25 protein-coding genes and 2 tRNA genes are annotated in these 26,132 nt (G+C 58.1%); 16 read left to right on the top strand and 11 right to left on the bottom strand.

The annotated features are described in order from the left end of the window. Nucleotides 1-150 precede the first annotated feature (150 nt). From purL to grxD, 3 genes are all read left to right on the top strand, one after another. Nucleotides 151-2,310, top strand: coding sequence for a phosphoribosylformylglycinamidine synthase subunit PurL (gene purL / locus GOW56_RS01185; RefSeq protein ID WP_171204702.1), 2,160 nt, complete (start codon nucleotides 151-153; stop codon nucleotides 2,308-2,310). A 135-nt stretch (nucleotides 2,311-2,445) separates the two neighbouring features. Next, nucleotides 2,446-2,682, top strand: coding sequence for a BolA/IbaG family iron-sulfur metabolism protein (locus GOW56_RS01180; protein WP_170354080.1), 237 nt, complete (start codon nucleotides 2,446-2,448; stop codon nucleotides 2,680-2,682). Nucleotides 2,683-2,748: 66 nt separating this feature from the next. After that, nucleotides 2,749-3,111 (top strand): Grx4 family monothiol glutaredoxin, encoded by a 363-nt coding sequence (grxD, locus tag GOW56_RS01175; protein ID WP_171116094.1) that lies wholly within the window; start codon nucleotides 2,749-2,751, stop codon nucleotides 3,109-3,111. Nucleotides 3,112-3,117: 6 nt separating this feature from the next. Here grxD and GOW56_RS01170 read toward each other — a convergent pair whose 3' ends face one another. From GOW56_RS01170 to GOW56_RS01160, 3 genes are read right to left on the bottom strand one after another with little or no spacing between them, the layout of a single operon-like run. Next, nucleotides 3,118-3,465: an MliC family protein gene (locus GOW56_RS01170; protein WP_171204701.1), complete on the bottom strand. Its 348-nt coding sequence runs from the start codon at nucleotides 3,463-3,465 to the stop codon at nucleotides 3,118-3,120. Then, the gene (locus GOW56_RS01165; RefSeq protein ID WP_171116096.1) at nucleotides 3,462-3,857 is read right to left on the bottom strand and encodes a cell division protein ZapA; all 396 of its coding nucleotides are present in this window, start codon (nucleotides 3,855-3,857) and stop codon (nucleotides 3,462-3,464) included. The genes GOW56_RS01170 and GOW56_RS01165 overlap by 4 nt, the downstream gene beginning before the upstream one ends. After that, nucleotides 3,857-4,711 (bottom strand): hypothetical protein, encoded by an 855-nt coding sequence (locus tag GOW56_RS01160; RefSeq protein ID WP_171204700.1) that lies wholly within the window; start codon nucleotides 4,709-4,711, stop codon nucleotides 3,857-3,859. The genes GOW56_RS01165 and GOW56_RS01160 overlap by 1 nt, the downstream gene beginning before the upstream one ends. 236 nt (nucleotides 4,712-4,947) lie before the next feature. Here GOW56_RS01160 and tkt point away from each other — a divergent pair, with 236 nt between their 5' ends. After that, the gene (gene tkt / locus GOW56_RS01155; RefSeq protein WP_171204699.1) at nucleotides 4,948-6,972 is read left to right on the top strand and encodes a transketolase; all 2,025 of its coding nucleotides are present in this window, start codon (nucleotides 4,948-4,950) and stop codon (nucleotides 6,970-6,972) included. A 56-nt stretch (nucleotides 6,973-7,028) separates the two neighbouring features. On the opposite strand, the gene GOW56_RS01150 is transcribed toward tkt, so the two are convergent. Continuing rightward, nucleotides 7,029-7,988 (bottom strand): DUF808 domain-containing protein, encoded by a 960-nt coding sequence (locus GOW56_RS01150; RefSeq protein WP_171204698.1) that lies wholly within the window; start codon nucleotides 7,986-7,988, stop codon nucleotides 7,029-7,031. A gap of 181 nt (nucleotides 7,989-8,169) precedes the next feature. On the opposite strand from GOW56_RS01150, the gene gap (GOW56_RS01145) reads away from it, so the two are divergent. The 3 genes from gap (GOW56_RS01145) (at nucleotide 8,170) to gap (GOW56_RS01135) (ending at nucleotide 10,474) form a co-directional block, all read left to right on the top strand. Next, on the top strand, nucleotides 8,170-9,171 hold the full coding sequence (gene gap / locus GOW56_RS01145) for a type I glyceraldehyde-3-phosphate dehydrogenase (RefSeq protein WP_152457871.1): 1,002 nt from the start codon (nucleotides 8,170-8,172) through the stop codon (nucleotides 9,169-9,171). A 72-nt stretch (nucleotides 9,172-9,243) separates the two neighbouring features. Then, nucleotides 9,244-9,387, top strand: a complete 144-nt coding sequence (locus GOW56_RS01140) for a hypothetical protein (protein ID WP_171116107.1) — start codon at nucleotides 9,244-9,246, stop codon at nucleotides 9,385-9,387. Between the two features lie 82 nt (nucleotides 9,388-9,469). Continuing rightward, entirely contained in the window at nucleotides 9,470-10,474 is a 1,005-nt protein-coding gene (gene gap, locus GOW56_RS01135) for a type I glyceraldehyde-3-phosphate dehydrogenase (RefSeq protein WP_152457870.1), read from the top strand. Here gap (GOW56_RS01135) and coaD read toward each other — a convergent pair. From coaD to GOW56_RS01120, 3 genes are all read right to left on the bottom strand, one after another. Further along, nucleotides 10,466-10,957, bottom strand: coding sequence for a pantetheine-phosphate adenylyltransferase (coaD, locus tag GOW56_RS01130; protein WP_152457869.1), 492 nt, complete (start codon nucleotides 10,955-10,957; stop codon nucleotides 10,466-10,468). The genes gap (GOW56_RS01135) and coaD overlap by 9 nt on opposite strands. 85 nt (nucleotides 10,958-11,042) lie before the next feature. Next, nucleotides 11,043-11,480 carry a CBS domain-containing protein gene (locus tag GOW56_RS01125; protein WP_171116112.1) on the bottom strand — a complete coding sequence of 146 codons (438 nt, stop codon included), beginning with the start codon at nucleotides 11,478-11,480 and terminating at the stop codon, nucleotides 11,043-11,045. Between the two features lie 60 nt (nucleotides 11,481-11,540). Beyond that, entirely contained in the window at nucleotides 11,541-12,443 is a 903-nt protein-coding gene (locus GOW56_RS01120) for a LysR family transcriptional regulator (protein WP_171204697.1), read from the bottom strand. A gap of 104 nt (nucleotides 12,444-12,547) precedes the next feature. Here GOW56_RS01120 and GOW56_RS01115 point away from each other — a divergent pair, with 104 nt between their 5' ends. Continuing rightward, nucleotides 12,548-14,047, top strand: a complete 1,500-nt coding sequence (locus tag GOW56_RS01115; protein WP_170344463.1) for a CoA-acylating methylmalonate-semialdehyde dehydrogenase — start codon at nucleotides 12,548-12,550, stop codon at nucleotides 14,045-14,047. A 204-nt stretch (nucleotides 14,048-14,251) separates the two neighbouring features. Then, nucleotides 14,252-14,836, top strand: a complete 585-nt coding sequence (locus tag GOW56_RS01110) for a L,D-transpeptidase (RefSeq protein ID WP_171205022.1) — start codon at nucleotides 14,252-14,254, stop codon at nucleotides 14,834-14,836. A gap of 68 nt (nucleotides 14,837-14,904) precedes the next feature. Here the strand turns inward: GOW56_RS01110 and GOW56_RS01105 are convergent, their stop codons facing one another. Both GOW56_RS01105 and GOW56_RS01100 read right to left on the bottom strand, forming a co-directional pair. Then, on the bottom strand, nucleotides 14,905-15,381 hold the full coding sequence (locus tag GOW56_RS01105; protein WP_152457864.1) for a fasciclin domain-containing protein: 477 nt from the start codon (nucleotides 15,379-15,381) through the stop codon (nucleotides 14,905-14,907). Nucleotides 15,382-15,452: 71 nt separating this feature from the next. Continuing rightward, a complete protein-coding gene (locus tag GOW56_RS01100; protein WP_171204696.1) occupies nucleotides 15,453-16,304 on the bottom strand; it encodes a class I SAM-dependent methyltransferase in 852 nt (283 codons plus the stop codon). 137 nt (nucleotides 16,305-16,441) lie between these two features. Here GOW56_RS01100 and GOW56_RS01095 point away from each other — a divergent pair, with 137 nt between their 5' ends. The 5 genes from GOW56_RS01095 to GOW56_RS01075 all read left to right on the top strand — a co-directional run bounded on the left by GOW56_RS01095 (nucleotide 16,442) and on the right by GOW56_RS01075 (nucleotide 21,000). Beyond that, nucleotides 16,442-17,557 (top strand): carboxylate-amine ligase, encoded by a 1,116-nt coding sequence (locus tag GOW56_RS01095; RefSeq protein WP_171204695.1) that lies wholly within the window; start codon nucleotides 16,442-16,444, stop codon nucleotides 17,555-17,557. A 112-nt stretch (nucleotides 17,558-17,669) separates the two neighbouring features. After that, nucleotides 17,670-18,812: an acyl-CoA dehydrogenase family protein gene (locus GOW56_RS01090; protein WP_152457861.1), complete on the top strand. Its 1,143-nt coding sequence runs from the start codon at nucleotides 17,670-17,672 to the stop codon at nucleotides 18,810-18,812. Nucleotides 18,813-18,819: 7 nt separating this feature from the next. Next, nucleotides 18,820-19,860, top strand: a complete 1,041-nt coding sequence (locus GOW56_RS01085) for an enoyl-CoA hydratase/isomerase family protein (protein WP_171204694.1) — start codon at nucleotides 18,820-18,822, stop codon at nucleotides 19,858-19,860. A 3-nt stretch (nucleotides 19,861-19,863) separates the two neighbouring features. After that, entirely contained in the window at nucleotides 19,864-20,736 is an 873-nt protein-coding gene (mmsB, locus tag GOW56_RS01080; RefSeq protein ID WP_171204693.1) for a 3-hydroxyisobutyrate dehydrogenase, read from the top strand. 72 nt (nucleotides 20,737-20,808) lie between these two features. After that, complete coding sequence (locus tag GOW56_RS01075; protein WP_171116124.1) at nucleotides 20,809-21,000, top strand: DUF2892 domain-containing protein; 192 nt, start codon at nucleotides 20,809-20,811, stop codon at nucleotides 20,998-21,000. 37 nt (nucleotides 21,001-21,037) lie between these two features. Here the strand turns inward: GOW56_RS01075 and uvrA are convergent, their stop codons facing one another. Both uvrA and GOW56_RS01065 read right to left on the bottom strand, forming a co-directional pair. Next, nucleotides 21,038-23,896 (bottom strand): excinuclease ABC subunit UvrA, encoded by a 2,859-nt coding sequence (gene uvrA, locus GOW56_RS01070; RefSeq protein ID WP_171204692.1) that lies wholly within the window; start codon nucleotides 23,894-23,896, stop codon nucleotides 21,038-21,040. Between the two features lie 177 nt (nucleotides 23,897-24,073). Next, nucleotides 24,074-24,150 (bottom strand) — tRNA-Asp (locus GOW56_RS01065). A gap of 180 nt (nucleotides 24,151-24,330) precedes the next feature. On the opposite strand from GOW56_RS01065, the gene GOW56_RS01060 reads away from it, so the two are divergent. Both GOW56_RS01060 and GOW56_RS01055 read left to right on the top strand, forming a co-directional pair. After that, nucleotides 24,331-24,405: transfer RNA gene (locus tag GOW56_RS01060), tRNA-Val, on the top strand. A gap of 112 nt (nucleotides 24,406-24,517) precedes the next feature. Further along, nucleotides 24,518-26,104 (top strand): APC family permease, encoded by a 1,587-nt coding sequence (locus GOW56_RS01055; RefSeq protein ID WP_171204691.1) that lies wholly within the window; start codon nucleotides 24,518-24,520, stop codon nucleotides 26,102-26,104. Nucleotides 26,105-26,132 lie beyond the last annotated feature (28 nt).

Genomic DNA, 26,132 nt, shown 5'->3' with positions numbered 1-26,132 from the left:
AGTACCGTGGTGCATTCCTTCGGAACCGGCAGTGATGCCGGTTCCGTTTTTCTTTGAAAGACGCAACCTGCGCCGTCTTGACCCTTTCCACACGCGCGCGCTTGCCCTACAAGGCGCGCAATCTCGGCCCACTTGGACACAGGACAGAAGATGCAAGAGCCCGCCATCACACCCGATCTGATTGCCGCACATGGGCTCAAGCCCGAGGAATATGACATGATCCTCGAGATCATCGGGCGTGAACCTACTTTCACCGAGCTTGGCATTTTCTCGGCCATGTGGAACGAGCACTGTTCCTACAAATCTTCGAAGAAATGGCTGCGCACCCTGCCCACCTCTGGGCCTCAGGTGATTTGCGGACCCGGTGAAAACGCAGGCGTGGTCGATATTGGCGACGGTCAGGCTGTGGTCTTCAAGATGGAAAGCCACAATCACCCGTCTTACATCGAACCCTATCAGGGTGCGGCAACCGGCGTGGGGGGCATCCTGCGCGACGTCTTCACCATGGGCGCACGCCCCATCGCGTCCATGAACGCATTGTCCTTTGGCGAACCCGGCCACCACAAGACCCGTCAACTGGTCAACGGCGTGGTCGAGGGTATCGGCGGCTATGGCAACTGCTTCGGCGTGCCTTGCGTCGGCGGCGAAGTCCGCTTCCACCCTGCCTACAACGGTAACTGCCTGGTGAATGCATTTGCAGCCGGTCTGGCCGACAGTGACAAGATCTTCTACTCGGCAGCCTCGGGCGTGGGTATGCCCGTCGTCTACCTGGGTGCAAAAACCGGTCGCGACGGCGTGGGCGGCGCAACCATGGCATCTGCCGAATTCGACGACACAATCGAGGAAAAGCGTCCCACCGTTCAGGTCGGCGACCCCTTTACCGAAAAACGCCTGATGGAGGCGACGCTGGAACTGATGCAGACCGGTGCGGTGATCTCGATCCAGGACATGGGCGCGGCGGGCCTGACCTGCTCGGCCGTTGAAATGGGCGACAAGGGTGGCCTTGGCGTGCGCCTTGATCTGGAAAACGTCCCACAGCGCGAAGAAAACATGACAGCCTATGAAATGATGCTGTCCGAATCTCAGGAGCGTATGCTGATGGTCCTCAAGCCCGAGCTTGAGGCCGAGGCCCGCGCCGTGTTCGAAAAATGGGATCTCGATTTCGCGATCGTCGGCGAAACCATTGCCGAAGACCGCTTCCTGATCATGCATAACGGTGAAGTCAAAGCCGATCTGGTTCTGTCCAAATTGTCTTCTACCGCGCCGGAGTATGACCGCCCATGGGAGCCTACGCCAGAGGCAGAAGAACTGGCCGAAGTGCCTCAGATCGACCCGATTGACGGGCTGCGCGCCCTGCTCGCTTCGCCCAACTACGCAGGCAAGCAGTGGGTCTATGAACAGTACGACACCATGGTGATGGCGGATTCCGTCCGCACGCCGGGTCTGGGTGCGGGCATGGTCCGCGTCCACGGGACCGACAAGGTGCTTGCCTTCACATCCGACGTGACCCCGCGCTATGTGCGCACAAACCCTTTTGAGGGCGGCAAACAAGCCGTGGCCGAGGCCTATCGCAACCTCACCGCCGTCGGAGCCAAGCCGCTGGCCACCACGGACAACCTGAACTTCGGCAACCCCGAAAAGCCCGAGATCATGGGCCAGTTTGTCGGTGCCATTCAGGGCATCGGCGCCGCAGTCGGCGCGTTGGATATGCCGATCGTGTCGGGCAACGTCTCTCTGTACAATGAGACCGACGGACAGGCCATTCTGCCGACCCCCACCATTGGTGCAGTCGGCCTGTTGCAGCACTCGGACGAAGTCATCGGCAACGAGGTGCGCGAAGGTCATGTCGCGCTGGTGATCGGTGAAACCAAGGGGCATCTGGGTCAGTCCGCCCTGTTGGCAGAGGTCTTCAACCGCGAAGACGGCGATGCACCTCATGTCGATCTGGATGCCGAAAAGCGCAACGGTGATTTCATCCGCGCCAACCGCGAGATGATCAAGGCCTGCACCGACCTCAGCGATGGCGGTATCGCTCTGGCTGCCTTCGAACTGGCAGAAGCCGCCGGCGTTGGCGTATGTCTGGACGACGCCCCGACTGAATTCCTGTTCGGTGAAGATCAGGCCCGCTATCTTGTTGCCTGCAACTTCGATCAGGCCGAGGCATTGATGATTGCGGCCGGTCAGGCCGGTGTTCCGCTGAATGCGGTTGGTCGTTTCACCGGCGATACGGTGAAGATCGGCAGCTCGGAAGCCTCGCTTGATGAACTTGCCGCGATTTACCGCAACAGCTTTGCCGAGGCTGTCGCCTGACAACGCCACGCGAATGCCAATCGAAACCCGCGTCGTGACCCGGTGCGGGTTTGGTTGTTTTTGCATGTGCCAGTGCTCTTGCACGCCCGGTTCATGCGCTCTACATCTTGGGAAAGACCTTCTGGAGTTACCTACATGCCGATGAGCGCCCACGAAATCGAACACCTGCTGCGCGAAGCCTTTCCCGACGCCGAGATTCAGGTCGGCGGAAGTGACGGTGTTCATATGTCTGCCATGGTGGTGGATGAAAGCTTTCGCGGCAAAAACCGGGTTCAGCAACAGCGCGCTGTTTACGCAGCTCTGAAGGGCAAGATGGACGGCCCGGACGGAGAATTGCACGCGCTGGCGCTCACCACCAAAGTGCCAGAATAAGCTTCTCGGCTTCTTTCGAGGCGAACATATGACTCTCCCGTTGGAGAAACGAATAGGAAACGCAAAATGACCGATGTGAAAACCCAGATCGACGAAACCGTCAAAGCCAATGACGTGGTGCTGTACATGAAAGGCACCAAGGAAATGCCGCAATGCGGGTTTTCCTCGCGCGTGGCCGGCGTTCTGAACTATATGGGCGTCGAATACACCGACGTGAACGTGCTGGCCGACGAAGACGTGCGCCAGGGCATCAAGGATTATTCCGACTGGCCGACCGTGCCGCAGCTGTATGTCAAAGGCGAATTCGTAGGCGGTTGCGACATCATCACCGAGATGACCCTTTCGGGTGAGCTGGACACGCTTTTTGATGAAAACGGTGTCGGCTACAACAAGGAAGCAGCCGACAAAATCCGCGAAGCAAACGCGTAATCCTGCCTACCGGCTGGAACAGTCCCGATAAATCGCCTGCTCATTGGCGGCACCCGCCGCCAAATAGCTGATTGACGCGTTCCAGCCTTTTGAGCGCAGGATATAGGTTCCGTCGGCTCCAAGAGATTCATAGCGGATGCCCGATCCGCTTTCGACCTGGCGCATCGCGACGAGAGTATTGTCCACCATCGTCGCCGCTGCGCCTGAACCGTCGGGCGCGTTGAAATAGGTCACCGGCAACGGCACGCCGTTCTCGCAGGTAAAGGTGACAGACAGAATGTCGATTTCGGCGAGTGCAGCTGTTGCCGGGAAAACAAGCAAAGCACCGCAGAAGAAATTGCGCAGATACGTCATTGTGCCTTCTTCTCCTCGACGACCGAAGCCAGCGCTTCCGCACGTGCTGCCAGCTCGGCCAGCGTATCCGTGACGGATGGCGGCACCACCGCGACTTCAATACGTTCAGGTTCCGGCGCGGGCGCGTTTCTCAGCGATTGAAGCTCGGCCTCGGCCTCGGCCAGCCTGGCCTCCAGCGACTTGACCTTGTCTTCCGTCGCCGCCGTCTTGTCAGCCAGCAGCAGACCGGCCATCAGCAACATGCGCGCTTCCGGCATCCGCCCAATCTGATCGGACAGAACCTGCGCTTCGTCATCCAGCATTTTGGCGGCCGCGTGCAGAAAGGGTTCTTCCCCGTCCCGGCAAGACACATCAAAACCCCGCCCGCCAATATGAATGGTTACCTCGGGCATTACTCTACCTCACCTTCTACAAGTTTTGCCTGCGACAGCAGAGGTTCCAACCGTGCCAACACGGCCTGCGCTTCGGCTGCATCCGAAGCCTGCGCCGCACGCGTTGCCTCAAGCTCGGCAACGGTGGCGCGGTTCAGCAATTCAGCGTCCGTCAGCCCTTCTGCGGCCGCGGAACGCAACTCTTCGACCGAATTCCGCAACTGCTCGTTCGCCTTGCGCATACGTTGCAGATCGTCATCCAGGCGGGACATCGCAGCGCCATGGCTGGCCCGTTCGGCCCGCAGCATCTCAAGCTCGGCGCTCAGATCATCGACCCGTACCGTATCTTCAAGCTCTGCCTTGAGGCGGCTGTTTTCCGCCTCGACTTCTTTTGCCTGAGCAAGCAATTCACGCAATTGCTCAAGCTCGGCTTTCACCGCCGAAGGATCTTCGATGCCGTCAAGTTCGGCGCGCAGCCTTTCGTTCTCGGCCTTCAACGCGTCCAGTTCGGCACTGTTGTCCAAGGCCGCCTTGGCCTCGGCCAGCTCGGCGCGGGCCGCTTCGACAGACGCGATTTTCGCCCGGGCTTCCTCCAGCTCTGCGCGCAGCGCATCCGCGTCTGGGGCATCCGCTGGTTCCGTGCGCAGCTCCTCCAGATCAGCACGCAACGCGTCCACTTGTTTTTCGTGCTGCTCTTTCAGGGTCTTCAGTCGTTCCTGAAGCTGCGCATTGGCAACTCTTTCGTCTTCAAGTTCGGCCTGAAGCCCCTCATTTACTTCAGCGTTCCGGGACGCACCGCCCAACCCTTCGACGCCCGCACTGATACGGTCCATCGCAGCAATAATACGGTGCTGTAGTTCCTCTAACTGGCTCATGCCCCTGTCACCTCTTTATCAAGGTTCATTCTGTCGCGAAGTGATCCGAATCAAAACCGAATCCCGCTTGCCGACAGTCTAACGGAATGCGACAGAAAATACCCACTGTTTGGTTTCAATCACTTGGGCCGCGCTCTTCACCTATCGGGCGTTGCCAAAGCCCGGTTCCGCTTGCACTTTGGGTGCTGAATGGTATTGAGCGCGCAATCTGCTTTTTATCCAAAGGAACAACGCCCGTGGACCTGACTGCGCTGCGCAAAGCCAACCCCGAACACTGGGACAAAGCGGCGGCCATCCGCACCCTGACCCTTGACGCCGTCGCCGCCGCAAATTCCGGCCATTCCGGCATGCCGATGGGCATGGCCGATGTTGCGACCGTTCTGTTCGAAAAGCACCTGAAATTCGACGCCTCGGCCCCGAACTGGCCGGACCGCGATCGGTTCATCCTGTCGGCTGGTCACGGTTCGATGCTGGTCTATTCACTTCTCTATCTCACCGGTCATGCCGACGTGACGCTGGAAGAGATCAAGAATTTCCGCCAGTTGGGCGCCAAGACCGCGGGCCACCCTGAAAACTTTCTGATCGACGGTGTTGAAACCACGACCGGCCCGCTTGGTCAGGGTATCTCGAACGCCGTGGGTTTTGCCATGGCCGAGGAAATCCAGCGCGCGCATTACGGCAAGAAGGTCGTGGATCACTATACTTACGTGATCGCGGGCGACGGCTGTCTGATGGAAGGTGTCAGTCAGGAAGCGATCACATTGGCCGGCCGTCATGAGCTGAGCAAACTGATCGTCTTCTGGGACAACAACAACATCACCATCGACGGCACTGTCGATATCGCCGATCGCACCGATCAGGTCCGCCGGTTTGCGGCCTCTGGCTGGCACGTGATTGAGATCGACGGTCATGACCCCAAAGCCATCGATGCGGCCATTGTTCAGGCGAAAAAGTCCAAGAAACCAACCATGATCGCCTGTGAAACCCATATCGCTCTGGGTCATGCTGCGCAGGACACCTCGAAAGGTCATGGGGCGCTGACAGATCAGGATCAGCTGAAAGCCGCGAAAGAGGCCTATGGCTGGCCGCACGACACATTCGAAGTTCCAGCCAACGTCAAAACCGCCTGGGAAGCCATTGGTGCACGCGGTGCAGACGAACGTGCGGCTTGGGAAGAACGTTTCGCGCAGCTTTCCGAGAGGAAACAGGCCGAATTCAAACGCGCCTATGCGTTTGAGGCCCCCAAGCGGCTGGCTGGCGCCATTCGTGCGTTCAAAAAGCAGATGTCTGAAGAGCAGCCGAAACTGGCCACCCGCGCCTCGTCCGAAAAAGTTCTGAACGTCGTGAACCCGATCATGACCGAGACTGTTGGCGGCTCGGCCGACCTGACCGGATCGAACAACACAAAATCGGCTGATATGGGCGTGTTCCTGCCGGAAAACCGCAAGGGCCGCTATATCCACTACGGCATTCGCGAACACGGCATGGCCGCAGCGATGAACGGTATGGCGCTGCACGGCGGTATCCGCCCCTATGGCGGCACCTTCATGGCCTTCACCGATTATGCCCGCCCATCCATGCGGCTGGCGGCACTGATGAAGATCCCGTCGGTTTTCGTAATGACCCATGACTCGATCGGTCTGGGCGAGGACGGTCCGACCCACCAGCCGGTGGAACATCTGGCCATCTCGCGCGCGACGCCGAACACCTATGTGTTCCGCCCCGCCGATACGATCGAAACCGCCGAAGCCTGGGAACTGGCGCTGACCTTCAAGGACAGCCCCTCGGTCCTGTCGCTGACCCGCCAGGGCGTGCCGACCGTGCGCAAGGATCACAAGACCAAGAACCTGACCGCACAAGGCGCCTATGTTCTGGCCGAGGCCGAGGGCAAGCGTCAGGCGATCCTGATTGCAACTGGTTCAGAGGTTTCGCTGGCCATGGAAGCCAAAGCGATGCTCGAAGCCGAAGGCATCGGCACCCGCGTCGTCTCGATGCCCTGCATGGAGCTGTTCGCCGAGCAGGACGAAGCCTATCGCAAGCGGGTACTGCCTGCCGGTCCGGTCCGCGTCGGCATCGAGGCCGCCGTGCGCGCCGGTGGCTGGGATCGCTGGCTGCTGGGCGAGCGTGGCCGCGAAGCCAAGGCAGGCTTCATCGGCATGTCCAGCTTTGGCGCCTCGGCCCCTGCCGGTGAGCTGTACAAGCATTTCGGCATCACGGCCGAAGCAACTGTGGCCAAGGTCAAGGAACTGTTGGGACTGTAAGACAGTCCCTTCTGATCGAGTAAAGGGCGGCCTTGGCCGCCCTTTTCATTTTGGTTTCAATGCGTTTCGGATTTGCTGAACAGGGGCATGATTATCTTGGTTGCCACCGGGATCAAAACCAATCCCCAAGCCAAACCAAATACGCCATCCATCGTGGCCTTGGATACCCACTCAACCGCACCAACCCATTGATCAGACACGGAATGCCCAATGGCATTTGCCCAATCGTGGACATGATGGCCCAGCCAGCCAAAGCCCAGAACCTCCATCCCGTGGATGACGATCGAGCCCCCCACCCACAGCATCGCCGCAGTTCCCACAATCGACAGGGTTTTCATCACTCCGGGCATTGCCTTGACCAACCCTCGGCCTAGACCGCGACCGATAGGTGTTGGCGCGTTCTGCGCCAGATAAAGCCCCACATCATCCATTTTCACGATCAACGCGACGGACCCATAAACGGCCACCGTCACGCCGATCCCGACAACGGCCAGCGTCGCGGCCTGCATCCACAGGTTCGGGGCTTCGATCGCTGCCAATGCAATGGTCATGATCTCGGCAGACAGAATGAAATCAGTCTTGATGGCGCCCTTGACCTTTTGCTCCTCAAGGTGGCCCGGATCGCGGTTTTTCATGTCGTCCTCGATCACATGGCTGCCATGAGGAAACAGAACATGAAAAATCTTCTCGGCCCCTTCAAAACATAAATATGACCCGCCAAGCATCAACAAGGGCGTGATCAGCCACGGCGCAAAATTGGCCAGCAACAAGGCGACGGGCAGCAAGAGTATGATCTTGTTAAAGATCGACCCGCGCGCAATGCGCCAGATGATCGGCAACTCGCGCGCCGGGGCGAAACCTTGCACGTATTTCGGCGTCACTGCTGCGTCATCAATGATCACACCGGCGGTTTTGGCCCCCGCTTTGCCTGCCGCCGCGACCACATCATCCACTGATGCCGCCGCAACTTTGGCAATGCCCGCCACATCATCCAACAGGGCCAAAAGACCACTCATCGCGTTTCCCTTCAATCTGCTGTCGCCAACCGGACCCTACCTGATCCAACGGCTAGCGCAAGCGTTAGCGCAACCGGCGCAGGTTTGCGCTAACACCTTAAAAATATGCCGTTTTTGCCCTTTTGAGATTCCCTTTTCGCCGTTATATGGCCCTCAAAGCAAGCGCATCTGGAGACGTCATATGACCATCAAGGTCGGTATCAATGGTTTTGGCCGTATTGGCCGCTGCACCCTGTCGCACATCGCCGCGTCCGGGCGCAACGACATCGAAGTGATTAAAGTCAACGCAACTGGCCCGTTGGAAACCTCGGCTCATCTGCTGAAATATGACAGTGTTCACGGGCGTTTTCCGCGCGACGTCACCATTGACGGCAATACCATGGATCTGGGTCGCGGCCCGATGCAGATGTTCTCGACCTACGACATGACCGAGTTGGACTGGGAAGGCTGTGACGTCGTTCTTGAATGCACCGGCAAGTTCAACGATGGCCTGAAGGCCAAAACACATCTGGAACGTGGTGCTGGCAAGGTACTGCTGTCGGCTCCGGGCAAGAACGTGGACAAGACCATCGTTTTCGGCGTCAATCACAACACGCTGGCCGCCAATGACAACATGGTTTCGAACGGTTCGTGCACGACCAACTGCCTCGCCCCGCTGGCCAAGGTGCTGGACGAGGGCGTCGGCATCGAACACGGCATCATGACGACAATCCACGCCTACACAGGCGACCAGCCGACACTGGACCGTCGCCACAGCGACCTCTACCGCGCCCGCGCTGCTGCAATGTCGATGATCCCGACCTCGACCGGCGCCGCCAAGGCGCTGGGTGAAGTTCTGCCAAACCTGAAAGGCCGTCTGGACGGGTCCGCCATTCGCGTCCCTACCCCGAATGTTTCGGCTGTGGACCTGACGTTCCGTGCCTCGCGCGACACAAGCACGGCGGAAATCAACGCGATCGTCGAAGAGGCCGCCAAGGGCCCGATGCAGCGCGTTCTGGGATATGAGCCGGCTCCGCTGGTGTCGACCGACTTCAACCACACCGAGGAAAGCTCGATCTTTGCACCGGATCAGACCCGCGTCGTCGATGACCGCATGGTCCGCGTTCTGGCCTGGTATGACAATGAATGGGGATTCTCGGTCCGTATGGCTGACGTAGCTGTTGCGATGGGCCGCCTCAACTGACCCTTCGGACTTCGCTTGTACCTTGATGCCCGCTCAGGTTATCTGAGCGGGCATTTTACGTTCGGGACAGCCATGACCAACCAAATCGCTATCTGGCTCGGCCTTCTTCTGCTCGGCGGTATCATGCTGGATGTGGCGCTGTACGGCACCGAACATCTGCTTTTCCTTGGAAAGAAACTTTACGACTTTCTGGACTGGCTCGCTTTCTGGCGGTGACAGAGGTTTTCCTTGACATTTCGCTTGATCTGTCATTGTTAGCGCTAACTCATCTTGCTGAGACATTTGGATGGAGCAGACCATGACCTTGAAACTGGCGATCAACGGATTTGGACGGATCGGGCGCGGAGTTCTGCGCGCGGTGATGGAAAGCGGACGTACGGACGTAGAGATCGTCGCGATCAACGATCTTGGCAAACCCGAAATGAACGCGCACCTGTTTGAATTTGACAGCGTTCACGGCCGCTACCCCAACCCGGTTACGCTCAGCGATGCAGGTCTGGACGTGGGTCGTGGTCCAATTCGGCTGAGCAGCGAGCGCAACCCCGAGGATCTGCCCTGGTCTGACATTGACGTCGTTCTGGAATGTACGGGTGTGTTCCGTACGCGCGAAGCGGCGGAACGTCACTTCAAGAACGGATCCAGGAAAGTTCTGATCTCCGCTCCGGCCAGAGGTGACGGCGGTGTGAAAACCATCGTCTTTGGCGTCAACGATGGCGAGCTGACCGCCGATGATCTGGTGGTGTCAAACGCGTCTTGCACCACCAACTGCCTGTCTCCTGTTGCTGCTGCTCTGGATGCCGGCCTTGGTATCAAGCACGGCAACATGACCACGGTTCACGCTTACACTGCCAGCCAGCCGGTGCATGATACAGTGGGAAAAGATCCCTACCTGTCCCGAGCGGCGGCGCTGTCGATGATCCCCACGACAACCGGTGCGGCCGCTGCCGTGGGGCTGGTGCTGCCGCAACTCAAAGGAAAACTGACCGGTCAGGCCATCCGCGTTCCAACCCCCAATGTCTCGGTCGTTGATCTTGTGGCCGAGGTTTCACGCCCGACGACCGAAGAAGAGGTCAACCAACTGTTCGTCGATGCGGCTGCCAAAATCCCCGGCGTTCTTGCCGCGGAAAGCCGTCCTCTGGTTTCCATCGACTTCAATCACGACCCGCACAGCTCGACCGTGTCACTGGCTGAAACCAAAGTCACTGATGGCACGCTGGTTCGTGTGCTGGCGTGGTATGACAATGAATGGGGCTTTTCGAACCGGATGCTGGATACGGCGGCCGCAATGGGTGCCTTAGCCTAACCTTTTTTTCAGTGCATCATTGACACGGGGCGTGACGAATTTCGACACGTCCCCGTTCAGCCGGGCGATTTCCTTCACCAGCTTGGACGCGATCGCCTGATGGCGCGCTTCGGCCATCAGGAACACGGTCTCGATCGAATCGTCCAGAGCCCGGTTCATGCCGACCATCTGAAATTCGTATTCGAAATCGGCAACCGCACGCAGGCCGCGCACGATGATTTGCGCGCCTACATCCCGCGCACAATCAATCAGCAGGTTTTCGAAGGGATGCGCGATGATTTCGGTTCCGGTCTGCTCGGACAGCCTGGCGCATTCCGCTTCAATCATGGCCACGCGCTCTTCCAGCGAGAACAGAGGGCCCTTGTCCCGGTTGATGGCCACACCGATAACCAGTTTGTCCACCAAAGCTGCCGCCCGACGGATGATATCGATGTGCCCCATGGTGATGGGATCAAAGGTTCCAGGATACAATCCAACCCGCATCGCGCCCTCCTGCGCAACAAAATTTCTGCGCAAGCAAACATAACATTGCTGCAGGTGCAAGTAATTGCTTGGGCAACCCTTGCCGTCAGTGCCCCATTATCATGCCTTCAAGGGCGTCTTTTTCCATCGCAAGTTCGGAAAGCTGAGCCTTCACCACATCACCCAAAGTGACAATGCCTACGAGTTTTCCATCTTCAACCACCGGCATGTGGCGAAAGCGTCCCTCTGTCATGCGGGACATGATGTCTTCCACGGTGGTCTGGCGCGTCGCCGTGACGAGGTCCTGGGTCATATAAGACTTTACCGGTTGGTTCAGACAACCACTGCCGCTGGCCGCCAATTCCCGGACGATGTCGCGTTCCGAAAGGATGCCGACCGCGGTATTGCCACCATCGTCGGAAACAACGACCGTACCGATGCGCTTGTCCGCAAGAATCTTCGAGGCCTCTGAGACTGTCGCCGTTGACGCCACGGTCACGACACCATCTGTCGCTTTGGACTTCAGGATGGCCTGAACTAGCATGAAGAATACCTCCGGAATAATAACACTTATTCCAAAGCGTTGCGCGATTGCCGCGACCTGTCAAGCGTCGGGGCCTGCTTCCAAACGAAGCACTTCATCGCGAATACCGCGTGTCAGGGCATCCGCAAAGCGGTTCAACCGCTCGTTGCGCTGGTCACCCTGATGCCTGACCAGATAGAAGCTGCGCGTCAAACTCACTTGATCCGTCAGGATTTTCCGAAGCCCCGGGTGGAACGGCAACGTGAAATCATGCGCCACGCACACCCCTGTTCCCAGACAGACTTGCCGCAGTTGAACCGATACCGAATTCGATGCAAGAGCGACACGGTCAACGCCAATGTCATTCAGGTAGTCGAGTTCCCGGTCAAAGATCATGTCGGGGATATAGCCGATCAACCTGTGGCCCTTCAGGTCAGCAATGCTCCGGATCGGATCATGTCGCTTCAGATACTCTTCGGTCGCGACCATGTGCAGCTTGTAGTCGCTGATCTTCTTCACCAGCAGCTGTCCGGCGGTCGGCGCACTGACCGTAACCGCCATATCCGCCTCGCGACGGGACAGGTTGATCACACGCGGAAGCGCAAGGATCTGAATGTCCAGATCAGGGTTTGCGTCGCTGATTTTGGCACACACCTGCGGCAGCAGATAGTTGGCACTGCCGTCCGGCGCGCCAATTCTGATTTGCCCGCTTAGCGTTTTTGTTGGCCCTGTTACCGCCCCGGCCGCCGCGCGCATCGCCTCTTCTGCGTGCAGCCCGTGTTCCAACAGCCGCTGGCCCGCCGGGGTCAGAACATAGCCTTGCTGCGACTTGGTAAACAATGTGGAATCAAGCGTTGCCTCCAAGCGTGCTATGCGCCGACCGGCGGTGGCAGGGTCGATCTTCAGGATGCGACCTGCGGAAGACAGGCTTTCCTCTCGCGCAACAGCCAGGAAAACCCGCATATCATCCCAATTTGGGGTCATTTTGATCCCTTTTGCATTTTTGCAAAACTCTTTTGAGACATTGCCTCTGTTCGCCGGATTTCTGCAAGCCTATTCTGCGCGCAAATCTATCGGAGGAGCTATTGATGCAAGACCTGACCCATTTCCTGAACGGCGAAATGGTCGCCGGAACGTCCGGTCGTTTCGACGACGTCTACAACCCGGCAACGGGCGAAGTTCAATACAAGTGCCCGATGGCCAGTGCAGCGGAAACCACCGCCGCGATCGAGGCCGCCGCCGCCGCCCAACCCGCATGGGGCGCAACCAACCCGCAAAAGCGCGCGCGCGTCATGATGGCCATGGTCGGCCTGATGAACCGCGATATGGACAAACTGGCCGAAGCGCTGAGCCGCGAGCACGGCAAAACCATTCCAGATGCCAAGGGTGATTTGCAGCGTGGTCTGGAAGTGATCGAATACTGCATTGGTGCGCCACAGATGCTGAAGGGTGAGTTTACCGACAGCGCGGGTCCCGGAATTGACATGTACTCCATGCGCCAGCCTTTGGGTGTTGTCGGCTCGATCATGCCGTTCAACTTTCCGGCCATGATGCCGCTCTGGCACGTCGGCCCTGCGCTGGCTTGCGGTAACGCCGTTGTTCTGAAACCGTCCGAACGCGACCCGTCCGTGCCCCTGATGCTGGCTGAACTGTTCGTCGAAGCCGGCCTGCCGAAAGGCGTTTTCCAGGTCGTAAACGGCGACAAGGAAGCGGTTGATACCATTCTCGACAGCGAGATCATTCAGGGCGTCAGTTTTGTCGGCTCAACCCCGATCGCGCAGTATATCTACAGCCGCGCAACGGCGAACGGAAAACGCGCCCAGTGCTTCGGCGGCGCAAAGAACCACATGATCGTCATGCCCGACGCTGATCTGGATCAGGCCGCTGACGCGCTGGTTGGTGCCGGTTTCGGTGCGGCAGGCGAACGCTGCATGGCCGTTTCGGTGGCTGTTCCCGTGGGCGAAGAGACCGCGGACGCACTGATCGAAAAACTGGTGCCGCGCATCGAAAAGCTGAAGGTTGGTCCCTACACTGCCGGCGATGATGTCGACATGGGCCCGGTTGTGACCGCTGCCGCGAAACAGCGCATTCTGGGTCTGATCAATTCAGGCGTCGAACAGGGTGCGAAACTGGTTGTCGACAATCGCGACTTCAGCCTGCAAGGCTATGAGGACGGTTTCTTTGTCGGCCCGCACCTGTTCGACAACGTGACCCCCGAGATGGACATCTACAAACAGGAAATCTTTGGCCCGGTTCTGTCCACCGTGCGCGCGGGTTCTTACGAAGAGGCCCTCAAACTGGCGATGGATCACGAGTACGGCAACGGCACCGCGATCTTTACCCGCGATGGCGATACCGCACGTGACTTTGCCAGCCGCGTGAATATCGGCATGGTGGGCATCAACGTTCCGATCCCGGTTCCGCTGGCCTATCACACCTTTGGCGGCTGGAAGAAATCCATGTTCGGCGACCTGAATCAGCACGGCCCGGACAGCTTCAAGTTCTACACCCGCACCAAAACCGTGACCGCACGCTGGCCGTCGGGCATCAAGGAAGGTGGCGAGTTCAACTTCAAGGCCATGGACTGATCCCACAGCCTCCTGACGCTTGAAGCCCGGCCCGTTCAACGGCCGGGTTTTTCGCGTCTTTCCGCCGAAAAACCTGCTTTCCATCACACGCTCACAAGAAATTCAGGTGGTTCACTCTGGAAAAAACCAACCAATGCCCATATTTTGGCGCCAACAGATTACCGAGCAGTGAACTTATCGGAGGCAAACTTGTCCCACTCCCGTATGACCCGTCGCTCTGCCTTGTTGGGCGTGGCCTCTTTGGTGGCAACACCTGCCCTTGTTCGGGCGCAAAGCACGGATGCTTTCCCGGAAACGGAAGACGCGATCAGTACGCAATTGCCGGTCCGGCGCAACATATCGTCCTTCTCGCAGCAGAACTGGCAGGACCATTTCGATGAATTGGGCGTCGGGTGCCTGTTGGCCGATATCACCAGCCGCGCCGTCCATTACTGGGGGTCTGACGGCACCTACAAACTGTACCCAAGCTCCGTACCCATGAGCGAAGAGCTTACCAAACGCGGGTACACGAAAGTCGTGCGCAAAACCGAATTCCCAAGCTGGACACCCACGGCATCGATGCGCGAACGTGACCCTTCGCTGCCGCTTCGGATGGAAGGTGGCGACCCCGGCAACCCGCTGGGAACCCGCGCCATGTATCTGGGTTGGCCTGCCTATCTTGTTCATGGCACACACGACACGCGCAAGATCGGTCGTCAGAGCTCGTCAGGTTGCATTGGCCTGTACAACCAGCATGTCGAAGAGCTGTATCCGCTAGTAAAAGTTGGCACACAGGTTCGACTGGTCTGATCCACCCGGGCTGAAAAGCAAAAGCCCCAGTCGGTCGCCGGGGCTTTCTTGTCTTTGGAAGACGGCGTTTATTCCGGCAGGATCACGGCATCGACGACGTGGATGACGCCATTGCTGGCTTCGATGTCGGCCTGTACGACCTTGGCGTCGTTCACTTTCACGCCGTTTTTGGCGTTGACGCTCAGCCGGTCGCCCTGAACAGTCAGAACCTTGGCGCGTTTGCCCGCGATATCACCGGACATAACCTTGGCTGGTACCACGTGATAGGTCAGAATCGCGACCAACTGATCCTTGTTTTCTGGTTTCAAAAGCGTCTCGACAGTGCCTTCAGGAAGCGCAGCAAAGGCTTCGTCTGTGGGTGCAAATACTGTGAACGGACCATCACCTTTCAGGGTGTCAACCAAGCCTGCAGCCTGAACGGCGGCGACCAGAGTGTTGAACGACCCGGCGGCAACGGCGGTGTCTACGATATCAGCGGCCTGAGCCTTGAGCGGCATAGCGAATGCAAGTGCGGCGGCTGCGCCCATGAATGTACGACGGAACATAGCTGTCTTCTCCTCTCCAGCGTGTTATGGAAAGGGTTACGGACCTTTTGCCGCAATGGATCACTTTGGTTTCAGTTTTCTTTGAGCTGCACCCAGATGCTTTGCGCTCGCCCCTCGGCCAGGAACGGCAAGGCAACAACGGCATCAGGCCGATCCTGTTGCAGGTAATATCCCGGCCAAAGCATTGAATACGCGCCAGATTGCAGCAAGCTGTGCAATACGTACTGCTCTCCCCAGCCCGGGCAATCATAGAAGAAGCGCTTGGGATATTCGTAGGGCAAAAAAACATCGTGAACGTGGATCACCACCCCGGGATTCAGCGACGGTATAATGCGGCAGAACAGATGGGCGACGTCATTGCTCATCCGCACAACATGGCTGGAGTCGATGAACAGAATGTCTCCGGCCTCCAGTTCTGCGAACAATGCCGGGTCTGTATCTTCAAGACGTTTCTGCTCGAACCGGTCGACCACATGGGCGATATCGGCGCGTGGGTACGGATCAACCGCGGTAATGGTGGTATCCAGATTGCCATCGATGATTGCCTGACGGGTCACACGGGTGGAATTGCCGCAACCGACCTCGATCACACGTTTGGGCTGAAAGCGTCGGATCATCAGATATAACGCATCCGCATCCGGGCTGTCATAGTAACCATTGCCGGTACGATAGCCGGTCTGGTTGCGTGCGGAATCTTTCAGCGCCTCCAGGGCAGCTTTGTGACGCCCGTATTCCGCCACAAGTTGAGAGATGTCGAACCCTTCCATCCCTGGCGACAACGCATAGGCGGGGCGCGTCAACCCACCCGCCGCTTCGAAGGCTTCCAGCCGCGCCCGTTCATCCTGTTCCGCAACTCTGTCGACCAGTTTCACCCCCAATTCTTCAAGGGCGGCGTTGATCTTCGGGAATTTTCTGGGTTTCAAGGCGCTGGCTCCGCGATCTGTGATGCAATGTTCCTTACCGTTGCGAACCGTTTCTCTGCAAGGGCAAGCCTGTCAAACCCTTGGCAAAACGTAAATTTCCGTATTCACTGATGGAACTGACAACTGCGAGGGGCTCCATGCAGCAGGAATTTACACTCGGGATCGAAGAAGAATACCTGTTGGTGGATCGTGACAGCCTGCAATTGTCCGAAGCCCCCGAAGCGCTGATGGCGGCCTGCCAAAGCGATTTCGAAGGTCAGGTCAGCCCCGAGTTCCTGCAATGTCAAATCGAGGTTGGCACCAGACCGCACGCCACGGTCGCTTCGGCGCGCGAAGACCTGAAGCGGCTGCGGTCATGCGTTTCGAAACGGGCCGCCGAATACAACCTGTCCCCTATCGCCGTCTCGTGTCACCCGTTCGCCAACTGGAAGGATCAACACCACACCCGGAAAGAACGGTATGACGCGCTACAACATGCATTGGGCGGCGTTGCCCGGCGGATGCTGATCTGCGGGATGCATGTACATGTCGGAGTCGAGGACCCTGCCCTGCGTGCCGATCTGATGCCGCAACTGTCATACTTTCTTCCTCATCTTCTGGCGTTGTCCACATCTTCGCCCTATTGGAACGGCGAGGATACCGGCCTGTCTTCATACCGGCTGACGGTGTTCGACAACCTGCCCCGCACCGGGCTGCCGCCCGTGTTCGCCAGCTGGGGCGAGTATGAACGGAACACAGGCATTCTGGTCGAGCTTGGGGTCATCGAAGACACCACCAAGATCTGGTGGGATCTGCGCCCCTCACATCGTTTCCCAACTTTGGAAACGCGGATCATGGATGTTCAACCCCGTCTGGAACACGCTTTGTCCTTGGCCGCACTGGTTCAGGCATTGACCCGGATGCTGTGCCGTCTGAAAGACCGCAACCTGCGCTGGCGGCAATATGATCGTTTCCTGATCGGGGAAAACCGCTGGCGCGCGCAGCGCTACGGAGTGGGTGAAGGGCTGATCGATTTCGGCGACCGTTCGGTCAAGCCCATGTCTGAACTGATCGGCGACCTCATGGGGTTGTTGGCAGAAGACACCGAAGCACTTGGCACGATGACCGAGCTTGCACGGCTCAGGCAGATTGCTGAAAACGGCACTTCCGCCACGCGCCAACGCCGTATTCATGCCGAGGCATCAGCGCGCGGTGATGATCCGGGGCAAGCCGTCGTGCGCCACCTGATCGAGGAGTTTCACGCCGATCTCTGAACGTTTCCGGCTTGTGACCCGTTTCAACCGACTCATTGTTGCGCCTGCAAAATTTCTGTAAGAATTCAGAAATAAACAACCGTTCAATTCATTGCCGACGGGAGGGAGCGTCATGGATTTCGCACTCAGCGAGGAGCAAACAGCCATATTCGACATGGCGCACGCGTTCGGGCAGGAAAACATCGCCCCCTTTGCGCGCCAGTGGGAAGCGGACGGAACCATTCCCAAAACCCTGTGGCCCCAGATAGGCGAGCTTGGTTTCGGCGCGCTGTACGTATCCGAGGAAAGCGGAGGGTCAAATCTGACCCGCCTGGATGCCACGCTGGTTTTCGAGGCGCTGTCGATGGCCTGCCCGTCGGTCGCCGCCTTCCTGTCGATCCACAACATGTGCGCCAAGATGTTGGACAATTTCGCGGATGACGACCTAAAGGCGCGCATCATGCCGGATGTTCTGAGCCTGAATACGGTTCTGAGCTATTGCCTGACCGAACCCGGTTCCGGCTCTGACGCGGCGGCCTTGAAAACCCGCGCCGAACGCACCAACGAAGGATATACGTTGAACGGTACCAAGGCGTTCATTTCGGGCGGTGGCTATTCGGATGCCTATGTTTGCATGGTACGCACCGGTCAGGACGGGCCCAAGGGGATCTCGACCGTATATGTCGAGGACGGCACGCCGGGGCTCAGCTTTGGGGCGCTGGAGCAGAAAATGGGCTGGAAAAGCCAACCCACTGCGCAGGTTCAGTTCGACGACTGCAAAATTCCCGCAGGCAACCTCGTGGGCACCGAAGGCGACGGCTTCAAATACGCGATGATGGGCCTCGATGGCGGGCGGCTCAATATCGCGGCCTGTTCTCTTGGGGCTGCTCAGGCCGGGCTGGATATGACCCTGCAATACATGTCCGAGCGCAAGGCGTTCGGCCAATCCATCGATCAGTTCCAGGCCCTTCAGTTCCGTCTGGCGGATATGGAGATCGAATTACAGGCGGCACGCACCTTCCTGCGTCAGGCGGCATGGAAACTGGACAACGGCGCGCCCGATGCCACGAAATTCTGTGCGATGGCGAAGAAATTCGTAACCGAAACCGGGTCGAAGGTGGTGGATCAGTGCCTGCAACTGCATGGCGGGTACGGATATCTTGCGGATTACGGCATCGAAAAGCTTGTGCGCGATCTTCGCGTGCATCAGATTTTGGAAGGCACGAACGAGATTATGCGCGTGATCGTCGCGCGCCAACTGCTCGCCAATCGCTGAGGCCCCGATGTCAGACATTGAAATCCGCACCACAGGCCGTGCCGGTCGCATCACCCTGACCCGTCCCCATGCGCTGAACGCATTGAGCTATGACATGTGCATGGCCATCGACACGGCGATGCGCAACTGGCGGGAAGACGATGCCGTTGACCTGATAGTTCTGGACGCCGAGGGGGAAAAAGCCTTTTGTGCAGGGGGTGACATTGCCGAACTTTATGAAACGGGCACAAAAGGCAATTATGCGTATGGCCAGAAGTTCTGGCGGGACGAATACCGTCTGAATGCCCTGATCTTCGAATATCCCAAACCAGTCATCAGTTTTCTTCAGGGGTTTACAATGGGCGGGGGTGTCGGCATCGGCTGCCATGGCAGCCACCGTGTCGTCGGAGAAAGCTCCAGGATTGCCATGCCCGAATGCTCGATTGGCTTGATTCCGGATGTCGGCGGGTCATTGATGCTGGCCCTTGCACCGGGGCGACTGGGTGAATTCCTTGGGACCACGGGCTTCAGGATGGGGCCTGCGGACGCGATCTTTGCGGGGTTTGCCGACCATTTCATCCCCCAGTCGCAATGGTCTGACCTGATCGAAATTCTGGAAGCGTCTGGAAATGCCGAACTGGTGGCCGAGCATTCCGAAACGCCACCCAATGGTGAATTGGCAGTGGCGCTGACGGATATCGACAATCATTATTCCGGTGAAACTCTGGGCGACATCCTGATCAGCCTGCGCAATGACGGTCAGGAATTTGCAGACAAAACTCTGGAAAAAATAACGAAAAACGCACCGCTTTCCGTGGCCTGCACGATCGAGATGCTGCACCGTCTGCGTGGCCCCTCGCTTACCATACGGCGCGCGTTGGAGATGGAATACCGCTTTACCCACCGGGCGATGGAGCATGGTGACTTTCTGGAAGGTATCCGCGCGCAGATCATAGACAAAGACCGCAACCCGAACTGGCAGTTTTCCGATATGGACGTCCCCCTGGTGGCCGTCTCGAAAATGTTGCAGCCATTGGGTGCGGACACCCTGACATTCGAGGAGGACTGAGAGATGCAGATCGGGTTCATAGGGCTGGGAAACATGGGGGCGCCCATGGCGGCCAATCTGGCAAAGGCCGGCCATCAGGTTCTCGGATTCGACACGGCCGGCGTTGCCGTTGACGGGGTGACTCAAGCCGAAACCGCGACCGAAGCCGTCGCCTCTGCCGATGCAGTCATAACCATGCTGCCGAATGGCGCCATCCTGCGGGCCGTTGCAGATCAGATCATTCCCGCCATGGCAAAGGGTGCCGTGCTGATCGATTGCTCGACAGTTGACGTGGACAGCGCGCGCGCAGTCGCGGAACAGGCCAGCGGCGCCGGTCTGCTGTTCGTGGACGCTCCGGTTTCGGGGGGTGTCGGCGGCGCGGCAGGTGGCACCCTGACATTCATGGCCGGCGGGTCAGACGACGCATTTGCAAAGGCTGCTCCTCTGTTCGACATCATGGGGCAGAAAGCGGTTCACTGCGGCGAAGCCGGAGCCGGCCAGGCCGCCAAGATCTGCAACAACATGATCCTCGGCGTGACCATGATCGCCACGTGCGAAGCCTTTGCCTTGGCCGACAAACTGGGTCTGGACCGCCAAAAGATGTTCGATGTGGTCAGCACCTCATCCGGGTACAGCTGGACGATGAACGCCTATTGCCCTGCCCCGGGCGTTGGCCCGCAAAGCCCAGCCGATAACGACTATACTCCTGGATTTGCAGCCGAGTTGATGCTGAAGGACCTGCGCCTCAGCCAACAGGCTGCATCCAGTGCGGATGCGGATACACCGATGGGACAGGCCGCGACTGCACTTTACGAGCAATTCGTCGAAAACGAGGACGGTCTGGGTCGCGATTTCAGCGCCATGCTGCCTCGGTTTGAAAAGCGTGGGCGAAGTTGATCCAAGTCATATTCCACTCACGGAATATTTGATATCCGAAGGGTGCAACCTTTTGGAAAGGATTCTTACGTGATGACCAAAAACATGGGTGGGCTCGACAAAACGCTTCGGATTGCAATAGGCGCCGCGCTTATTCTGGGCGCCCTGTTGGGATACGGAACCTGGATGTGGATCGGCATCGTGCCGTTGGTCACCGGTCTGCTGAATTCATGCCCGATATACTCGGTGTTGGGCATCAGCACCTGCCCAACCAAGAAAAATTGACTGGGGAGGCGGTGGAGTGAAGGCAGCCTGAAGCCGCCTACTCCGCCGCCACCCGATCCGGGTTGAGCATGGTTTTCAGATACCTACCGGTATGGCTGCGTTCGACTTGAGCGATCTCTTCGGGTGCTCCGACGGCTACGATCTCACCACCGCCGTCGCCGCCTTCAGGCCCGATGTCGATGATATGGTCGGCGGTTTTCACCACGTCCAGATTGTGTTCGATCACCACGACGGTATTCCCCTGATCGACCAATTCATGCAGCACTTCCAACAGCTTGCGTACATCTTCGAAATGCAGACCCGTGGTCGGTTCGTCCAGAATATAGAGCGTCCGCCCGGTTGATCGTTTCGACAGTTCCTTGGACAGTTTGACACGCTGCGCCTCACCACCCGACAGCGTGGTCGCCTGTTGACCCACCTTGATATAGCCAAGACCAACGCGGGCAAGCGCATCCATCTTGTCTCGGATCGAGGGCACGGCCTTGAAGAACTCCTGCGCGTCTTCCACCGTCATATCAAGCACATCCGCAATGGACTTGCCCTTGAACTTGATCTCGAGCGTCTCGCGATTGTACCGCGCGCCCTTGCAGGTTTCGCAGGTGACATAGACGTCGGGAAGGAAGTGCATCTCGATCTTGATGACGCCGTCCCCCTGACAGGCCTCACAGCGGCCGCCCTTCACGTTGAAGCTGAAACGGCCCGGCTTGTATCCCCGCGCTTTCGCCTCGGGCAGCCCGGCGAACCAGTCTCGGATCGGAGTGAAGGCCCCGGTATAGGTTGCCGGATTCGACCGCGGAGTCCGCCCGATCGGGCGTTGATCGATATCGATGACCTTGTCCAGATGCTCCAAACCCTTGATTGTCTCACACGGCGCAGGCGTCTGCCGCGCGCCATTCAGGCGCATCGAGGCGGTCTTGAACAACGTCTCAATCGTCAGGGTCGACTTACCGCCGCCAGATACACCCGTGACACAAACAAACTTGCCCAAAGGAAATTCGGCCGTCACGTTCTTGAGGTTGTTGCCCGAAGCCTTTACCACCGTTACCTTTTTCTTGTTCCCCTTGCGCCGCTCGGCGGGCACCGGAATCTCGCGAACGCCCGACAGGTACTGCCCCGTGATCGAGGCCGCATCCGCTGCGATCTGCTCGGGCGTGCCGTGGCTGACCACCTGCCCGCCATGAACGCCGGCGCCGGGGCCAATGTCGAACACATAATCGGCTTCGCGGATGGCTTCCTCGTCATGTTCGACAACAATCACGGTGTTGCCCTGATCCCGCAGATTCTTGAGCGTACCAAGCAACCGGTCATTGTCACGCTGGTGCAAGCCGATCGAGGGCTCGTCCAATACATAAAGAACCCCGGTCAGGCCCGATCCAATCTGGCTTGCCAGACGAATACGCTGACTTTCGCCGCCTGACAGGGTTCCACTTGAACGAGACAGCGTAAGGTATTCCAAACCAACATTATTCAGGAAACCCAGCCGCTCGCGGATTTCCTTCAGAATGGCCCGGGCAATCTCGTTCTTCTGAGCGCTCAGATGGTTCGGAGCATCCTCGATCCAGGCAAGCGCTTCGCGGATGGACATTTGCACCACCTGACCGACATGCAGCCCCGCGATCTTCACGGCCAAGGCTTCGGCGCGCAGACGATACCCTTCGCAGGTGCCGCACGGGCGGTTGTTTTGGTACCGTTCGAATTCCTCACGTATCCACGCGCTATCCGTTTCGCGATAACGCCGTTCCATATTCGGAATCACGCCTTCGAAGCTGCGTGTCACCTGGTACACCCGTCCGCCCTCGTCATAGCGGAACTGGATTTCCTCATCGCCCGAACCCCGCAGGAACACCTGCTGCACTTTGCTGGGCAGGTCTTTCCACGGCGTGTTCTTGTCAAACTCATAATGACGCGCGATGGCCTCGATGGTCTGAAGGAAATACGGCGACTTGCCTTTCCTCCATGGCGCCAAGGCACCGTCATACAGTTTCAGCGTCTGATCCGGCACCACGAGACGCTCGTCAAAGAACAGCTCGACCCCCAAGCCGTCACAATCCGGGCAAGCTCCGAATGGCGCATTGAACGAAAACAGGCGCGGTTCGATCTCCGGGATTGTGAAACCGCTGACCGGGCAGGCAAAATTCTCGCTGAAGGTAATCCGTTCCGGCTCTCCTTCTCGTGGGGCGGTTTCCAGAATCGCGATTCCGTCCGCCAGATCCAGAGCGGTGCGCAGGCTATCGGCCAAACGCGTTTCCATGCCTTCACGAACAACCAGGCGGTCGACCACAACGTCAATATCGTGACGGAACTTCTTGTCCAATGTCGGGGGCTGATCCAGCTCATGGAACTCACCATCCACCTTCACGCGCTGGAACCCCTGCTTGCGCAGTTCCAGAAATTCCTTCCGGTACTCACCTTTGCGGTCGCGCACGATCGGAGCCAGCAGATAACCCCGCGTACCCTCCTCCATCGCCATGATGCGGTCGACCATGTCCTGCACCTGTTGCGCCTCGATCGGCTGGCCGGTGGCCGGGCTGTACGGCGTACCTGCGCGCGCGAACAACAGACGCAGATAGTCATAGATCTCGGTTACGGTTCCCACAGTCGAACGCGGGTTCTTCGAGGTCGTTTTCTGTTCAATGGAGATCGCCGGAGACAGTCCGCTGATATGGTCAACATCGGGCTTTTCCATCATGTCGAGAAACTGCCGCGCATAGGCGGACAGGCTTTCGACATAACGGCGCTGACCTTCGGCATAAATCGTGTCGAACGCCAGCGACGACTTGCCCGAACCGGACAGCCCGGTGATCACCACCAACTGATCCCGAGGGATGTCGACATCGATGCCTTTGAGGTTGTGCTCGCGCGCGCCGCGCACCTCTATTTTCTTCAGCTCAGCCATTTCCGGCCCCCAACAAACAAGTGGTTTAGAGATAGGCGAGCTTGCCCGAGTCTCCAACAGAAAAGTTAGAACATTTAGTGAACGTACAGGTTTTCGCCGACCAAATCAAACGATGGGCATGGAATCGAACAGCTCAATGCCTGGCTATCTGGCGAACTTATGATTTTGAGAAGAAAATGGCGCGGTTGACGGGGCTCGAACCCGCGACCCCCGGCGTGACAGGCCGGTACTCTAACCAACTGAGCTACAACCGCCCGCTGCATGTTCATTGCTGAACGTTTGGGTGTATTATGGCCACGGTCGGGCAGCGTCAAGCGGCGTTTTGCAGTTTTTTGTCAGAATCCAGTTTTTTGTTTGCCTGCTGTTTTTTGCCCGCGCGAATTGTTCAATTTCGCTTGCAGCGCACCCCCGGGAAAGATATGACCGCGTGTCATGGGTGATTAGCTCAGTGGTAGAGCGCTTCGTTCACATCGAAGATGTCAGGAGTTCAAATCTCTTATCACCCACCATCCCTTTTTCGGATTTTCGCTTGGAACCAGCGGGCTTGCCATGTCGCGCGTTCGGCGGCTATCTTGCCCTATTTGGCCCGATTAAAGGCCACACACAAAGGCTGAGGTCACCATGACGGGGTTAAAGCGCGACATCGGCCTGCTGGGACTGACCTTCATTTCAGTCGGAGGAATCATTGGTTCGGGCTGGTTATTCGGCCCCCTTCTGGCCGTTCAGCATGCAGGGCCCGCGGCCACGATCTCGTGGATAATCGGCGCGGTTGCCATGTTCATTTTGGCCATCACCTTCGCAGAGATTTCCGCCATGCTGCCCATTCCCGGAGGGATCGCGCGCGTGCCTCAGTTTTCGCATGGCAATATCGTTTCGATGGCCATGGGATGGACCGCCTGGATCGGCTACAACACCACGGCGCCCATCGAAGTCGAGGCCATGCTGAAATACCTGGCGCCGTATGCGCCTTGGTTGCATACGGCCGAGACAGGTGATTTGACCGGGGCGGGTATTTTCGTTGCGCTGGTTTTCATGCTGCTGTTCGTCGCGGTGAATGCGCTTGGGGTCAAGTTCTTCACGCGCGTCAATGCTGCGCTGACCTGGGCCAAGATCGCCATACCAGTTGTCCTGTCCATTCTGCTTGTCGCAAGCCGGTTCAACTTCGAGAACTTCACCCAACCGGATGGTTTTGCGCCCTACGGCGCGCAGGGTATCATGGCCGCCGTTTCCACCGGGGGCGTTATTTTTTCATTCATCGGCTTTCGCCATGTGGTTGATATGGCTGGCGAAGTTCGAAATCCAAAATTTGCAATTCCGGCCGCATTGGTGTTGTCGATTGTTCTTTGCGCCGTCATCTACCTTGGCTTGCAAGTGGCCTTTATCGGTGCGCTGGACCCATCCATGCTGTCCAAAGGATGGGCACAGTTGAGCTTTGGGGGCGAAGGACCACTGGACGCCATCATCATGTCTGTTGGGCTGGTCTGGTTTCTGAGCCTGCTGAATGTCGGATCCGTGATAGGCCCCTTTGGAAACGGGCTGGTCGCAACCGGATCGAACGCCCGTATCGCCCTCGCCCTTTCAAAAAACGGTTTCCTGCCCAAACAGTTGCAGGTTTTGTCGTCATTCGGGGTTCCACTGTGGGCGCTGGGGCTGAACTTTCTGATCGGAACGGTTTTCCTACTGACAGTACCCTTTACCACCGTCATTGCCCTGAACGGTGCGGCCATCGTCTTGTCATTCGCCGTCGGGCCCATAGCCGTGGTATGCCTGAGAAACCTTATGCCAGATCATCCCAGATCGATCCGAATACCGGCCGTACGCCTTGTCGCACTGTCCGCTTTCGCCATCGCCACGCTGATCGTGTATTGGAGCGGATGGGACACGGTCTGGCGGCTTGGCATCGCGCTGATTGTCGGGAAAATTCTGTTGCTGATCCGGTTCCGGGGACGTTTGGATGAAATGGACGTTACCGAGGCCCTGTGGCTTGTGCCTTATTCCTCAGGCCTTGGGCTGATCTCATTCCTTGGGCAATTCGGAGCCGGTTCGTTGAAGCAGATCCCGTTTGGGTGGGACCTTCTGCTTTGCATCCTGTTTTCGTCGATCATTTTCGTTCTTGCCGTCCGCTCGGCGCTACCATCGAAAAAATTCAATAAATACATAGCCGAAGAAGAAATACTTGATCCAAAACAACCGGTCATTGGATTGTAAAAAAGGCAGGGCATTCGCCCCGCCTTTT

The organism is Ruegeria sp. HKCCA0235A (genome assembly GCF_013033235.1).
Classification (GTDB): domain Bacteria; phylum Pseudomonadota; class Alphaproteobacteria; order Rhodobacterales; family Rhodobacteraceae; genus Ruegeria.
This window is presented reverse-complemented; position numbering and strand designations above follow the sequence as displayed.